Annotated in this window: 13 protein-coding genes and 1 pseudogene; 9 read left to right on the top strand and 5 right to left on the bottom strand. The window is 65.5% G+C overall.

Annotation, left to right across the window (positions count from 1 at the left end; genetic code table 11):
- Positions 1-4 precede the first annotated feature (4 nt).
- Positions 5-1,879, bottom strand: coding sequence for an extracellular solute-binding protein (locus DNX69_RS01710; protein WP_110784296.1), 1,875 nt, complete (start codon positions 1,877-1,879; stop codon positions 5-7).
- Positions 1,880-2,095: 216 nt separating this feature from the next.
- On the opposite strand from DNX69_RS01710, the gene DNX69_RS01715 reads away from it, so the two are divergent.
- Positions 2,096-2,827, top strand: a complete 732-nt coding sequence (locus DNX69_RS01715) for an invasion associated locus B family protein (protein WP_110784297.1) — start codon at positions 2,096-2,098, stop codon at positions 2,825-2,827.
- A gap of 108 nt (positions 2,828-2,935) precedes the next feature.
- On the opposite strand, the gene hspQ is transcribed toward DNX69_RS01715, so the two are convergent.
- The gene (gene hspQ / locus DNX69_RS01720) at positions 2,936-3,268 is read right to left on the bottom strand and encodes a heat shock protein HspQ (RefSeq protein ID WP_110784298.1); all 333 of its coding nucleotides are present in this window, start codon (positions 3,266-3,268) and stop codon (positions 2,936-2,938) included.
- A gap of 123 nt (positions 3,269-3,391) precedes the next feature.
- Between hspQ and DNX69_RS01725 the strand changes: the two genes are divergently transcribed.
- Positions 3,392-4,348, top strand: coding sequence for an AEC family transporter (locus tag DNX69_RS01725; RefSeq protein ID WP_110784299.1), 957 nt, complete (start codon positions 3,392-3,394; stop codon positions 4,346-4,348).
- Between the two features lie 4 nt (positions 4,349-4,352).
- On the opposite strand, the gene DNX69_RS01730 is transcribed toward DNX69_RS01725, so the two are convergent.
- Entirely contained in the window at positions 4,353-5,549 is a 1,197-nt protein-coding gene (locus tag DNX69_RS01730; protein WP_110784354.1) for a UbiH/UbiF family hydroxylase, read from the bottom strand.
- 132 nt (positions 5,550-5,681) lie between these two features.
- On the opposite strand from DNX69_RS01730, the pseudogene pcsA reads away from it, so the two are divergent.
- The 3 genes and pseudogenes from pcsA (at position 5,682) to DNX69_RS01745 (ending at position 8,188) form a co-directional block, all read left to right on the top strand.
- Positions 5,682-6,414 (top strand): annotated as a pseudogene (gene pcsA, locus DNX69_RS01735) (phosphatidylcholine synthase).
- Positions 6,411-7,133, top strand: coding sequence for a TerC family protein (locus DNX69_RS01740; protein ID WP_110784300.1), 723 nt, complete (start codon positions 6,411-6,413; stop codon positions 7,131-7,133). Before pcsA ends, DNX69_RS01740 begins: the two are co-directional and overlap by 4 nt.
- A gap of 80 nt (positions 7,134-7,213) precedes the next feature.
- Positions 7,214-8,188, top strand: coding sequence for a quinone oxidoreductase family protein (locus DNX69_RS01745; protein ID WP_110784301.1), 975 nt, complete (start codon positions 7,214-7,216; stop codon positions 8,186-8,188).
- A gap of 157 nt (positions 8,189-8,345) precedes the next feature.
- On the opposite strand, the gene rimO is transcribed toward DNX69_RS01745, so the two are convergent.
- Positions 8,346-9,671 (bottom strand): 30S ribosomal protein S12 methylthiotransferase RimO, encoded by a 1,326-nt coding sequence (gene rimO, locus DNX69_RS01750; RefSeq protein ID WP_110784302.1) that lies wholly within the window; start codon positions 9,669-9,671, stop codon positions 8,346-8,348.
- 395 nt (positions 9,672-10,066) lie between these two features.
- On the bottom strand, positions 10,067-10,981 hold the full coding sequence (locus tag DNX69_RS01755; RefSeq protein WP_110784303.1) for a LysR substrate-binding domain-containing protein: 915 nt from the start codon (positions 10,979-10,981) through the stop codon (positions 10,067-10,069).
- 103 nt (positions 10,982-11,084) lie between these two features.
- Between DNX69_RS01755 and DNX69_RS01760 the strand changes: the two genes are divergently transcribed.
- From DNX69_RS01760 to DNX69_RS01775, 4 genes are read left to right on the top strand one after another with little or no spacing between them, the layout of a single operon-like run.
- Positions 11,085-12,041: an NrtA/SsuA/CpmA family ABC transporter substrate-binding protein gene (locus DNX69_RS01760; RefSeq protein WP_110784304.1), complete on the top strand. Its 957-nt coding sequence runs from the start codon at positions 11,085-11,087 to the stop codon at positions 12,039-12,041.
- 7 nt (positions 12,042-12,048) lie between these two features.
- Positions 12,049-12,936, top strand: a complete 888-nt coding sequence (locus DNX69_RS01765) for an ABC transporter permease (RefSeq protein ID WP_110784305.1) — start codon at positions 12,049-12,051, stop codon at positions 12,934-12,936.
- On the top strand, positions 12,929-13,747 hold the full coding sequence (locus tag DNX69_RS01770; RefSeq protein WP_110784306.1) for an ABC transporter ATP-binding protein: 819 nt from the start codon (positions 12,929-12,931) through the stop codon (positions 13,745-13,747). Before DNX69_RS01765 ends, DNX69_RS01770 begins: the two co-directional genes overlap by 8 nt.
- A 45-nt stretch (positions 13,748-13,792) precedes the next feature.
- On the top strand, positions 13,793-14,602 hold the full coding sequence (locus DNX69_RS01775) for an alpha/beta hydrolase (protein WP_425327283.1): 810 nt from the start codon (positions 13,793-13,795) through the stop codon (positions 14,600-14,602).
- The last annotated feature ends 16 nt before the right edge of the window (positions 14,603-14,618 follow it).

A 14,618-nucleotide genomic window follows, 5' to 3' on the forward strand; every position in this document is an offset into this window, starting at 1 on the left:
GGGATCACCTCTGCGGCGGTTGCTGCGGCGCCGGCCGATACCACCAAGTTTCGGGAAGATAACCCGTCAGGGCAGTGGCCTTGGGACGTTCTATCCGATTCCAGCGCGCGATCCATTGCTCGCGGATGCTGTACACAGGGACCACGTAGAACCCCGAGATCAGGACGCGATCGAGCGCCCGCACGGCATCGACGAAATCGGCGCGGTCGCGGGCGCGTAGCAGCGCGGCGATCATCGCGTCGATCGCCGGATCCTTGGCCCCCATGTAGTTGCGCGTGCCCGGCGTGTCGGCGGCGTCGCTGCCCCAATAGAACGACTGTTCGTTGCCCGGCGACAGCGACTGGTCCCAGCGGTTCGGGATCATGTCGAAATCGTAGGCGAGGCGGCGCTGGTCGAACTGCACCGCATCAACCGCCCGGACCGACACCGTAATGCCGGCGCGCTTGAGATCGCGGGCGAAGGCCAGCGCGATCCGCTCCTGTTCGCGGGTCGTCACCAGCAACTCGAAGCCGAGCGGTTGGCCTGTGTCGCGCTTGCGCAGCACGGTGCCGTCCAGGTGGTAGCCCGCCTGTTGCAGCAGATCGAGGGCGCGGCGCAGACCTTTGCGATCGCGCCCCGAGCCGTCACTCGCCGGCAGCCGATAGGTGCCGTCGACAATGTCGGCGCGGAGCTGCGGCAGATACGGCTGCAACAGCTTGCGCTCGCCATCGTCGGCCGGGCGGCCATAGGCCGACAGCTCCGAACCGCCGAAGAACCCGGCGGAGCGGGTGTACAGGCCGAAGAAGTAGTTGCGGTTGATCCATTCGAAGTCGAACAGGTTGATGATCGCTTCGCGCACCCGGACGTCGGCGAAAACCGGCCGGCGGGTGTTGAACACCAGCGTGTCGGTCGGCTCCGGCGTGCCCGGCTTGATCGCATCGCGGATCACGTCGCCGCGTCGGGCCGCGGGGAAGTCGTAGCCTTCGCTCCAACGCAGCGGATCGGTCTCGACACGGAAGTCATAGAGACCGCGTTTGAACGCTTCGAACTGCGCATTGGACTCGCGGAAGTAATCGATCCGTACCTCGTCGAAATTCCACAGGCCGCGGTTGATCGGCAGATCCCGGCCCCAATAGTTCGGGTCGCGGGTGAGGGTGACGCTGGTGCCCGCGTCGACGTGGGTGACGCGGTAGGGTCCGGAACCCAGCGGCGGTTTCAGTGAGGTTTCCTCGAAGCTGTTGGGATCGACTGCGTGGCGCGGCAGCACCGGCATCAGGCCGAGGATCAGCGGCAGCTCGCGATCCCGCGCGCCGCCGAAATCGAACCGGACGGTGAGGGGATCCAGGGCCTCGGCGCGGGCGACCTTGCCGTAATACAGCCGGTGGTTCGGCCTGCCTTTGTCGCGCAACAGCCGCCAGGAGAACAGCACGTCCTCGGCCGTCACCGGCTTGCCGTCCGAGAATCTGGCGCGTGGATCGATCCGGAACGTGACATAGCTGCGGACATCGTCGGTCTCGACCGAACGCGCGAGCAGTCCGTACAGGGTGAACGGTTCGTCTTGGCCGCGCGCCAGCAGGCTCTCGATCACGTAGCCGCGCATCTGCTGCACCGCGATGCCCTTAACGATCAGCGGATTGAGACTGTCGAAGGCGCCGACCACGCTGGCGACCATCCGGCCGCCCTTGGGCGCATCCGGATTCACATAGGGCATTGCGGTAAAGTCCGCCGGTTGGGCCGGCTTGCCGTGCATCGCGATGGCGTGGCTGACGATTCCGGGGGCAGGGGACGGCTCGGCGCCGGCCTCCGTCACGCCGGCGACACATCCTACGCCGATCGCCAGCACGGTGATGAACGCCCTGACCCGGCGGATGTAGTGTTGATTTGATTCGGCGTGTCTCACACCGCGTTTTTTACCACATTGACGCGGGGAAACCGGTGCCCGAGGATTGTTGCCATTGATCTTTTCGTTCGCCAATGTATTGAAGGCGGGCAGTCGATGTTGCCCACCGGCTCGTCACGTAACCGCCTCAATTGGCACCGAGACAGCGGCCAACGGCCGAATGTCGCTCCCGCGTCGCGGTTGGGGTGCGCGACCGTTTCAGAAAGGGTTTTCCGAATGAAGTCTTGCAACTTGGTCGCGTCGGCCGGGCTGCGCGGGCGAGCCTTCGCCCTGCTGGCAGCGACCGCGTTCGCCGCGCTGACCGTCGCCCCCGTCGCGCAGGCTCAGCAGCCGGCCAAGGGGGCCCCGAAAGCCGCTCAGAAGAACGCTCCGGCCCCGGCTCAGCAGGCGCCCGCGCAGGGCGAGCAGCAGCAGCAGGTTCAGCTGATCTACGCGCCCTGGACCAAGTTCTGTCTCAAGGGCCAGGACGCCAACGCCAAGCAGGTGTGTTTCACCGGCAAGGATGGCCGTATCGAATCCGGTCAGCCGGTGATTGCTGCAGTGATCATCGAACCGGAAGGCGAGCCGAAGAAGATCCTGCGCGTGACCTTGCCGCTCGGCATGCAGCTCGTGCACGGCACGCGCATCATCGTCGACAGCAACGCGCCGCTGCAGAGCCCTTACGTGATCTGCTTCGCCAACGGCTGTATGTCGGACTACGAAGCCACGCCCGAGCTGATCAATCAGCTCAAGAAGGGCCAGAACCTGATCGTGCAGGCGATCAACTCCAACGGCTCGCCGTTGACGCTGCCGCTGCCGCTGGCCGAATTCGCCAAGGCCTATGACGGCCCGCCGACCGACCCGAAGCAGTTCGAAGAGACCCAGAAGAAGCTGCAGGAAGAGCTGCAGAAGCGCGCCGAAGAGCAGCGCAAGAAGCTGGAAGCTCAGGCTCCGGCCGGCGCCAAGTAACGCGTTAGAGTTATCTCGATATGCAAAGGGCGCCCCGGTCGGTGGGCGCCCTTTGTCTTGCTAGGTGGCTGAGCCGATATCGCGGGCGCAGACTCTCTGCGCCGACAGCTAGTTCAGCGACGGATTGCGCGGCCGGTAGCCGCCGGACTTGTCCTTGACGAAGATCTCGGCGACCTGGGAGTGCCGGATCGGCTCGCCGGAGTCGTCGGGCAACAGATTTTGCTCCGACACGTAGGCGACGTATTCCGACTCCGCGTTCTCCGCCAGCAGGTGATAGAACGGTTGGTCCTTGCTCGGCCGCACTTCTTCGGGGATCGCCAGCCACCATTCTTCGGTGTTGGCGAATTCCGGATCGATGTCGAACACCACCCCACGGAACGAGAAGATCCGGTGGCGGACGATCTGGCCGATCTGAAATTTTGCGGTTCGCGTTTTGATCATCGGAGTCGGATAGACCAGCTTGGCGGCGGACGCTAGTGGTAAACCGGAGACTCTGCTCCGCGGTGGCCGACCCGGGGTTTCCCTGATACCGCACGGTTCCACGCTACGCCTGCCGCAGCCCGTATGATCGACATTCTCAATCTCGCCCTGCCGTATTTTGGTCTGATCTTCGTCGGCTTCGCCTGCGGACGCTGGAAGAAGCTGCCCGAGGCCGGCTTGGTCTGGATGAATTTCTTCCTGGTGTTCGTGTCGTTGCCGGCCTTGTTCTTTCGGATCATGTCGAAGACGCCGTTCGAGGAACTCAACAACCTGCCGTTCGTGCTGGCGACCACGCTGGCGACCGCGATTGCCTTCTTCCTGTCGGGGCTGATCGGGCGGGCGATCGGCAAGCTATCGATGCGCGAGGCGACGATGGCGGCGCTGTCGGGCGGTTACGGCAATATCGGCTACATGGGCCCGGGCCTGGCGCTGGCGGTGCTCGGCACGCAGGCGGCGGCGCCGACCGCGCTGATCTTCTGTTTCGACACCATCTTTCTGTTTTCGATCGTGCCGCTCGGGATGGCGCTCACCGCCGCCGACAAGCGGCCGCTGATCCCCACCATCCTGGCGGTGCTGCGAGAGATCCTGCTGCATCCGCTGATCGTGGCCGCTTATTGCGGAGCGGCGGCGGCCGCGTTCCATGTCGAGCTGCCGGTCGCGGTCGACAAGATGCTGTTGTTCCTGCAGAACGCCGCCGCACCGGTGGCGCTGTTCACGCTCGGTGTCACCGTGGCGCTGCGGCCGTTCGGCCGGGTGCCGTGGGAGATCCCGAGCCTGGTGGCAGTCAAGCTGCTGCTGCACCCGGTGATCGTGTTCGGCCTGGTGCTGGCGTTCGGACCGTTCTCGCCGGAATGGGCCGCGACCGCGGTGCTGATGGCGTCACTGCCGCCGGCGCTGAACGTGTTCGTGATCGCCCGGCAGTACAATACCTGGGTCGAGCCGGCGTCGGTCGCGGTGCTGATCGGGACGTTCGTGTCGGTGGTGACGCTCACCACCGTGATGTGGCTGATCCGGACCGGCCAGATCCCGTTTCCCGGGTAGGGCGTCAGATCGAGCGCCAGAACGGCGACAGCCCCTCGCGCATCGCGAAACGGCGCAGCGGGCCCACCGCCCCGAGCAGGTGCATCCCCGCCGCCCGCACCACCTGCACCGGCAACAGGCCGCTGAGCAGGGTGCGGTTGGCGATGTCGATCGCCGCGGTGCGAGTGGCGATATCGGGGCCGCGGCTGCGGCCGTAGCGGGCCAGGACGGCAGCCGAGCCGATGTCGGCACCGGACTCGATCGATTCACGGACGATCTCGGCGAGATCGCCGGCGTCCCGCAGGCCCATGTTCAGCCCCTGCGCGCCGATCGGCGGCACCACGTGGGCGGCCTCGCCGACGAGCGCAATGCGATTCTGCGCGTAAGCCGCGGGCTTCTCGATCGCCAGCGGAAACAGATTGCGGCCGGGCTCGACCGTCATCTTGCCGTAGATCGACTGCGATTGCTTTTCCGCGGACGCCGACAGTTCGTCGTCGGACAGGGCCATCAGGCGCTGCGCTTCTTTCGGCGATGCCACCCAGACGATGCTCATCCGCTTGCCGGGCAGCGGCACGAACACGCAAGGCCCTTCTTTGGTGTGGAATTCAGTGGAGGCGTTGTCGTGAGAGCGAGCGGTCTTGACGTTGAAAGTGAGTGCGGACTGGTGTAGCGCGCGGCTGCTCACTTTGATGCCCGCAGCCTCGCGACACTGCGACTGCCGTCCATCGGCCCCGACGACCAGCGTCGCGGACAGCATCGCGCCGCTGCGCAGCCGCACGATCGCTTCCTCGTCGCCCGGGACAACGCCAGCCGCTTCGTCGTCGAAGCGTTCGAGGTTCGACAGTTCGGCTGCGCGTTCTTCCAGCGCGACCAGGAGCGCGCGGTTCTCGATATTGTAGCCGAACGCATCCATGCCGATCTCGTCGGACGCGAACTTGACCTCGGGCGCGCGGATCAGCCGCCCGGTATCGTCGACCAGCCGCATCGCCCGCAGCGCTGCGGCTTTCCCCGAGCAACGCCGCCAGACATCGAGCCGGTCGAGGATATCGATCGAATCGCCGAGCAGGGCCGTGGTCCGGTTGTCGCCATAAGGCACTTGTCGGGCGACCAGGGCGGTGATCGCGCCGGTGTCGGCAAGCGCGATGGCGGCGGTGAGGCCGGCGGGGCCGCCGCCGACCACGATGGCGTCGTAACTGTTGGGCTCGAGCAGGCTCTGGGTCATGCCGCGACAATTGCGCCGGCCCGCGGCGATTTCAAGTCCGCTGCGAAACATTAACGGTTTGGGTCCTGTGCGCGACCGAACGCCGCAACTGAGTGTGCAGACGGGGATCCAACCTGATATGCACGACGTTCGATGACACCGCAGGACCCTCCGCAACCGCCGCCCGGATCGGGCTCACGCCGCGCCGCCGCGCTCGGCGTGCACCTGTTCACGGCCGCCGGGGCTGCGATCGCGCTGCTCGCTTTGCTCGAAGCGGTCCGCCAGCATTGGGCCGGAATGTTCGCCTGGCTTGGGCTTGCTGCTGGTCGATGCGATCGACGGCCCCTTGGCGCGGCGCCTGGACGTCGCGCGGATGCAGCCGCAATGGTCGGGCGACGTGCTCGATCTGGTGGTCGATTTCCTCACTTACGTGTTCGTGCCGGCCTATGCGATCACCGCGAGCGGCTTGCTGCTACCGATCGCGGCACCGCTGCTCGGCGTCGGCATCGTGATCAGTTCGGCGATGTACTTCGCCGACCGCCGGATGAAGACCGAAGACAATCATTTCCGCGGCTTTCCGGCGCTGTGGAACGCCGCCGCGTTCTATCTGTTCCTGCTGCACCCGCCGGCGATCGTCGGCAGCCTCGGAATAGCAGCCTTGATCGTTCTGACTTTCGTGCCGCTTCGTGTGGTGCATCCGGTGCGTGTGACCCGGCTGCGCGCTTTGACCTTGGCGTTGGTTGCGCTGTGGGCGGTGCTGGCTGCGGTTGCGATCGTCCGCGACTTCGAGGTCGCGCTCCCGGTGACGATCGCGCTGTGTGCGATCGCCCTGTACGTCTGTTTTGCCGATAGTGTCATCCGCCTCTTCCAACGAGCCCCCCGATGATCGAACTGTTATCCAGTCCCGAAGCCTGGGCCGCGCTGCTCACCCTGACGGCGCTCGAAATTGTCCTCGGCATCGACAACGTCATCTTCCTGTCCGTCCTGGTGTCGCGGATACCCGAGCCGCGGGCGACGCGGGCGCGGCAGATTGGTCTCGCGCTGGCGCTGGTGTTCCGCCTGTTGCTGCTGAGCGTGCTGGTGTGGCTGATCGGACTGACCACACCGGTGTTCAGCATCGCCGACAAGGCGTTCTCCTGGCGCGACATCATTCTGATCCTAGGCGGCCTGTTTCTGATCGCCAAGGCGACCCACGAGATTCACGCCGAAGTCGAGGCCAGGGACGGCGAGGCGCAGACCTCCGTCGCCGATCGGGCGTTTTTTTGGGTGATCGTGCAGATCGTGGTCGTCGACCTGGTGTTTTCGATCGACTCGATCATCACCGCGATCGGCATGGCCCAGGACATCGAGATCATGGTCGCCGCGGTGCTGATCGCGATGGCGGTGATGTACGTCTCATCCGGGCCTGTGGCGCGATTCGTCTCCGAACATCCGACCACCAAGATGCTGGCGCTGGCGTTCCTGGTGCTGATCGGCGTGGCGCTGGTGGCGGACGGGTTCGCCTTCCACATCCCGCGCGGCTACGTCTACTTCGCGATCCTGTTCTCGGCGGCGGTGGAGTTCTTCAACGTGCTCGCCAAGCGCAACCGGCTGAAGCCGCGGTGAGCGGCCGGCCGCCGCCGGCCGGTTGACAACACCGGGGCGATGGCTTTCGGTGACGCTCAGATGAGACCGAGGGGACGAGAATGACGAAGGCGGTGCGGGTGCATCAGGTGGGCGGACCGGAGGTCCTGGCCTATGAGGACGTCGAGCTGCCGCCGCCGGGCGAGGGCGAGGTCCGGATCCGCCAGCATGCGGTCGGCCTCAACTTCATCGACGTGTATTTTCGCACCGGCCTGTACAAAGCGCCGTCGCTGCCGTTCGTGATCGGCAACGAGGGGGCGGGCGAGGTGGTGTCGGTCGGGCCGCACGTCACCAATTTCCACCCCGGCGATCGCGTCGCGTATTATTCGAACCTCGGCGGCTATGCCACCGAGCGCAATATCGAAGCGACCAAACTGGTCAAGCTGCCCGACCACATCACCTACGAGCAGGCCGCCGTGCTGATGCTCAAGGGCCTGACGGTGTGGTACCTGCTGCACAAGACGTTCAAGGTCGAACCCGGCCACCGCGTGCTGATCCACGCCGCCGCCGGCGGCATCGGGCTGCTGGCTTGCCAATGGGCGCGGGCGCTGGGCGCGCATGTGATCGGAACCGTCGGCTCCAAGGCCAAAGCCGACCTCGCGCTGGCCAATGGCTGCGACCACGTCATCCTCTACAACGAGGAGGATTGGGTGGCGCGGGTCAAGCAGATCAGCCGCAACGAATTGTGCGATGTGGTCTACGACGGCGTCGGCAAGGCGACGTTCCCCGGCTCGCTGAAGTGCATCAAGCCGCGCGGTCTGTTCGTCTCGTTCGGCAACGCCTCAGGGCCAGTGCCGCCGTTCCCGCTCACCGAGCTCAACAACCACGGCTCGCTGTTCGCAACCCGGCCGAAGCTGAACGACTATATTGGCACGCGTAAGGAGCTGATCGAAGGCGCCGACACGCTGTTCTCGGCCGTAATCGAAGGCAAGCTGCACGTCCCGATCAACCACGCCTACGCGCTGAAGGACGCCGCCAAGGCGCATATCGATCTGGAAGGAAGAGTGACCACGGGAGCTTCGATTCTGAAGCCGTAAGGTCGCACAACGTCACCCCATAACGAGCCGTCACCCTCCGCGAAGGCGGAGGGCCCAGTATTGCAGAGCGCTGGTGTAGAGCAATCAGCTCTCTGCAATACTGGGTCGCCCGGACAAGCCGGGCGATGACCTGGGTGTGTGTAGTAGCTTTTGCTGCTTAGAATCCCGCCACGGTGCCGTGTAGATCATACGCGTCGGCTCGTTCTATCTTCGCGGTGACGATTTCGCCGATGCGCAACGGGCGGCGGCTCGACAGATAGACGGCGCCGTCGATATCCGGCGCGTCGGCCTTGGAGCGGCCCTTGGCGACGGTCGGGCCGATCTCGTCGATGATGACCTGCTGCCGCGTGCCGACCTTGCGCTTCAGGCGGCGCGCCGAGATCGCCTGCTGCCGCGCCATCAGCCTGTTCCAGCGCTCCTGCTTGACCTCGTCCGCGATCTGATCGGGCAGGGCGTTGGACGGTGCGCCGGCGACCGGCTCGTATTTGAAGGCGCCGAGGCGGTCGATCTCGGCCTCGTCCAGCCAATCGAGCAGAAACTCGAAGTCCCGATCGGTCTCGCCGGGGAAGCCGACGATGAAGGTCGAGCGCAGCGCCAGGTCGGGGCAGATTTCACGCCAGCGCTTGATGCGGTCCAGCGTCTTGTCCTGCGCCGCCGGCCGCTTCATCAGCTTCAGCACGTCGGGGCTGGCGTGCTGGAACGGGATGTCGAGATAGGGCAGCACCTTGCCGTCCGCCATCAGGCCGATCACCTCGTCGACATGCGGATACGGATAGACGTAGTGCAGCCGCACCCAGGCGCCGAGTTCGCCGAGTTCGTTCGCCAGATCGAGGAATTTGGCGCGGACGCTGCGATCCTTCCACGGGCTTTCGGCGTATTTCAGATCGACGCCGTAGGCGGAGGTGTCCTGCGAAATCACCAGCAGTTCCTTGACCCCGGCGGCGACCAGCTTTTCGGCTTCGCGCAGCACATCGGCGGCCGGGCGCGAGGCGAGATCGCCGCGCAGCTTCGGGATGATGCAGAAGCTGCAGCGATTGTTGCAGCCCTCGGAGATCTTCAAATACGCGTAGTGCCGCGGCGTCAGCCGGATGCCCTGCGGCGGCACCAGATCGAGATGCGGATTGTGCAGCGCCGGCCGGGCGCGATGCACCGCGTCGAGCACGCTTTCATATTGCTGCGGACCGGTGATCGACAGCACGCCGGGATAGGCCGCTTCGATCTGCTCCGGCTCGGCGCCCATGCAGCCGGTGACGATCACCTTGCCGTTGGTCGCCATCGCTTCGCCGATCGCCGCCAGCGATTCCTGCTTGGCACTGTCGAGGAAGCCGCAGGTGTTGACGATCACGAGGTCGGCGCCGTCGTGCTTGCGGGCGAGTTCGTACCCCTCGGCGCGCAGCCGGGTGATGATGCGCTCGGAATCGACCAGCGCCTTGGGGCATCCCAGCGAAACAAAACTGATCTTGGGCGCGGCGGCCTGCTGCATGGATCGAAACTGCCTGGATTGGGGTGCCGCAGGAGCTAGCCCCGAACGGCGGCGCTGGCAAGGGCGGCGGACGGATCAGCGCGGCGAGAACGTTCCGGTCGCCTGCGGTTCCGTCCGGGGAGGATTTTTGCCGGTTCCGGGACCTTGGCGGGTGTGCCGTTGTTATTTCGCGGGCTGGCTTGCGGACTGCAGCGTTCGGGCTTTTGTGAAGCTGCCGAACATGGAGAACAATGATGCGACGCCAGATTTTGCATACTCAGTCCGCCTTGGTGCGGGCGCGAATGACCGTCGTTCACATCGAATTGCTGGCGCTGGCCGCCGCGATCGGACTGATCGGCGCCATCGTGGTCGCCACGCCGCATCTTCGGCTGCCGTGAACCGGAGCGGGACCACGTCTATTCATGCGACCCGCTGCCGGCCTGGGTGCGCATGAAGCGGGCCGCCGGAGCCAGCGCCGAATTCGCGAAATGCCGCACGATCACGCTGGCGAGCGCCTCCGCCGCGGGATTGGAGCTCCGCGCCGATCGGTACAGCACCAGGTCGACCTTGGGCAGGGCCGGGAATGTGTCGCTGCGGCCGAGCACGCGCATCCCGGGCAGGACCGAGCTCTTGCCAACCACGCTGACGGCGATGCCGGCGAACACCGCGGCCTGAATGCCGCTGATGCTCTCGCTGATGCAGCTCAGCCGCCAGATCCGGCCGATGCTTTCCAGAGCCGCCAAACCGAAATCGCGGAAGATGTTGCCGGGCGGCAGCATCGCCAGCGGCACCGGATTTTCAAGATGGACCGAGCCGCGCTCCGACGTGACCCAGACCAGATCCTCCTGCGCGACCAGTTCTCCGACCTTGAACGCGGGCATGCCGGTGACGATCGCAAGGTCGATCTCGGCTTTCTCGACCGCAGCCATCAGCTTGCTGGACAGCGCGCATTTCAGCTCGACATCGACATTGGGATAGGCGCTGCGAAAGTCCGACAGGATGCCGGGTAGCAGATAGGCGGCATACAGATCGGGCATTCCGAGGACGACCGCGCCGTCGAGTTTCGGCGCGGCGAGCCGGGCGCGCAGTTCGTCCTGCAGCCCCATGATGGTGCGCGCATAGCCGAGCACCAGTTCGCCGTGATTGGTCAGCACCAGCTTGCGACCGACCTTGGTGAACAGCGGTGCGCCGGTCGCTTCTTCGAGCCGATTGAGCTGCAGGCTGACGGCCGGCTGGGTGCGGCCCAGCCGGCGCGAGGTCTCGGAAAAGCTGCCGGTCTGAACCAGCACGATGAAGGTCTGCAGCAGGCGGAGGTCGAGCGGAGCGAGCATCGTTCTATTAAGCCCATTTATAAAACCGATATAAACAATAAATTTCTGAAGTTATTGCGTCGCAACTACAGTGGCCCTTGCCGGGATCAGCAGCGAGGAAGCCATGCACAACACCACCAGACGCCACTTCATTCGCCTCGCGGTGACCGCGACCGCGCTTGCCGCCACCAGCCTGACGGCGCTCGCGGAGGATCGCGTCATCAAGGTCGGAACCTTGAAGCTGATCCACGGCATCACGCCGTATTTCTACGAGAAATTCGTGCCGGCCGGCGTCAAGGTCGTGGTGGTGCCGTTCGAGAGCCCGACCGACGGCAAGAACGCCGTGGTCACCGGATCGGTCGATTTCGGTATCTTCGGTCTCGCCGCGGCGACGCTCGGTGGCGCCAATGGCGAGCCGGTGGTGGTGGTCGGCGCCGCCTGCAACCGCGGCATGGCGGTGGTCGCCGGCAAGGATTCCGGCATCGCCAGCATCAAGGATCTGAAGGGCAAGAAGGTCGCAATCTGGCCAGGTTCGACCCAGGAGGTCGTGATCCTCGACCGGCTGGCCGCCGAAGGCATGACGATCAAGGACATCCAGTCGGTCCGCGTCTCGTTCAGTGACATGGCCCCGGCGCTGGCGCGCGGCGACATCGACGCCTATGTCGGCGCCGAGCCGGCGGCTGGTATCAGCCTCGCCAGCGGCGTTGGCAAGATCGTCGAGTATCCGTATTCGACCCCGACCGGGTCGCTCAACATGGTGCTGAGCACCCGGCGCGAACTGATCGAGAAGGACCCCGAACTGATCCGCACGCTGCTGAAGGTGCACCGCAAGGCCAGCGAATTCGCGATGAGCAATCGCGACGTCTTCGTCGAAATGGCGATGCAGAAACTCGGCCAGCAGAAGGCCTCGATCGAGCAGGCGGCGCCGAACGTCGAACTGACCTGGAAGATCGACGATCTGTTTCTGAAGCAGGCGCAGTATTACGGCGCGCAGATGCTCGACAAGAAGCAGATCCGGCAGTTGCCGGACTACAAGACCTTCATCGACCCGAGCTTCATCAAGGCGATTTCGGCGTCGTGAGCGGCCGATGAGCTTCGAAAGCACGGTCTCTCGGTCCGCCATGGGCAGGCCATCGATCACCAAGGCTGTCGTCGCGCCCGCGCGCGACAGCACCCGCCAATTGCGCAAGCTGGCAGCGAGGCTGCGTGCCACCGCGCTGGCCCTGATCGTGCCGCTGGGTCTGCTGCTGGCGTGGGACCTGATGGTGCGCTGGACCGGGACGCGGCTGGTTCCGCCGCCGTCCGGCGTCGCGACGATGATGTGGGATTTCGCCTTCGGCGGAATCTATGACGACGCCTACAGCGCCAGCCTGCCGATCCACTTCTGGAAATCGGTCCAGCGGGTCTATGGCGGCTTCTTCCTGGCGGCGCTGATCGGCATTCCGCTCGGGCTGATGCTGGGCCGGATTCCGCTGCTGCGCGCGCTGCTGGACCCGACGCTGTCGCTGCTGCGGCCGATCCCGGTGACGGCCTGGCTGCCGCTGTCGATGATCTTCTTCGGCCTGGGACCGAAATCCGCAGTGTTCCTGGTGTTTCTCGGCGCGTTCTATCCGATCCTGCTCAACACCGTGTTCGGAGTGAAGTCGGTCGATGTCCGGCTGTTCGAGGCCGCCGGCATGCTCGGCTGCAGCGGGCCGCAATTGTTCAGATCCGTCGTGCTGCCAGCGGCGCTGCCGAGCATCTTCAACGGTCTGCGGCTCGGCGCCTCGTTCGCCTGGATCCTGATCGTGGTCGGCGAGATGACCGGCGTGCCGGAAGGTCTCGGCGCCGTGATCATGGACGGCCGCACGCTGTCGCGCACCGATCTCGTCATCACCGGCATGATCATCATCGGCATCACCGGATTTCTGTCCGATCGCATCCTGGTGATGCTCAGCAACTACTTCCTGCGCTGGAGTCCGCAGCACCATGCTTGATCAAACCACCAATCGCGACGCGCCGCCGGTGATCCTGGAGGTGAGCGGGCTCAACAAGATCTACCAGGCGTCGAACGGGCCGGTCGAGGCGCTGCGCAGCGTCGATCTGACGGTGCGCAAGGGCGAGTTCATCTGCCTGCTCGGCGCCTCGGGCTGCGGCAAGTCGACCCTGCTGCGGATCATCGCCGGGTTCGAGACGGCAACGCAGGGCTCCGTCGCCGTGTACGGCTGCGAGGTCAGCGGACCCGGCCCGGACCGCGGCATGGTGTTTCAGGACTACGCGCTGTTTCCATGGCTGACGGTGCGACAGAACATCGGTTTCGGTCCGAGCCATCGCCGGGTCGCGCCGAAGGAGGTCGAGAAGCTCACCGACAGGTTCATGGCGATGGTCGGCCTGACCGCATTCGCCGACCGCTATCCGCACCAGCTCTCCGGCGGCATGAAGCAGCGGGTGGCGATCGCGCGGGTTCTCGCCAACGACGCCGACATCCTGTTGATGGACGAGCCGTTCGGCGCACTCGACGCCCTGACGCGCGCGGCGCTGCAGGAAGAGCTGATCGAGATCTGGCGAACCACCAAACTGACGGTGATCTTCGTCACGCATTCGGTCGAAGAGGCGGTGCTGCTCGCCGATCGCGTCGTGGTGATGAGTTCGGCGCCCGGCCGGATCGATCGAGACGTCGAGATCGAGCTGCCTCGGCCGCGCGACGTCGCGTCGGTCGAGTTCAACACGCTTCGGCGTAGCATTACACAGCAACTGACCAGCCATGTCGGCGCCGGCCGCAAGGTTGCAGCGACGGCGGATTCCTGAGTGGACGTTTCAGTCTCCCACGCTTCGCACGCGATCTATCGCGGGATGGATCGCACGGCGCTCGACGCCGCCTACAACAACAGCGCGGCCGTCGGCGACAGCCCGGAGTGGCTGGCGCGCTGGCGCGAACGCAGCGCCGTTCGCCGCGCCGGGCCGAACGTGCGGCTCGACATTCCCTATGCGGGGCGCGAGCGAACCTCGCTGGACTATTTCGGTTCCGGAGAAGCGGGCGCACCGCTGCTGGTGTTCCTGCACGGCGGCTATTGGCAGCGCAATTCCAAGGAGATGTTCTCGTTCGTCGCCGGCGGCCCGAACGCCCGTGGCATCGACGTCGCCGTCGTCGGCTATACGCTGGCGCCGGCCGCACGTCTGTCGGACATCGTCGCCGAGGTCGATCAGGCGTTGGAGTATCTTGCCGGCCATGCGGAGCGGTTCGGATTCGACCGTGACCGCATCGTGGTCGGCGGCTGGTCGGCCGGAGGACATCTCGCATCGGTCGCTGCGACGCGCCCGGAGGTGAGAGGCGCCTTGTGTATCAGCGGCATCTTCGATCTCGACCCGATCGCGCTGTGCTATCTCAACGATTTGCTGCAGCTCGACCGCGGCGAGATCGAGCTGCTCAGTCCGATCCGGCGGGCGAAGCTCGGTGCCGCGCCGCAATCGCTGGCGGTCGGCGGCGATGAACTGCCGGAACTGCGGCGCCAATCGGCCGACTACGCCGACGTCGGGCGCCGCGCCGGATTGCGCGTCAGGCAGCGAACGCTGCCTGGGCACCACCATTTCTCGATCCTGGATGAACTCGCCCGTGCCGATGGAGCGTTGACAGCCGAACTGCTGACGCTGACGCGGCGGTAGGCGATGCGCCTCGCGG

The organism is Rhodopseudomonas palustris (genome assembly GCF_003226555.1).
GTDB lineage: Bacteria > Pseudomonadota > Alphaproteobacteria > Rhizobiales > Xanthobacteraceae > Rhodopseudomonas > Rhodopseudomonas palustris_I.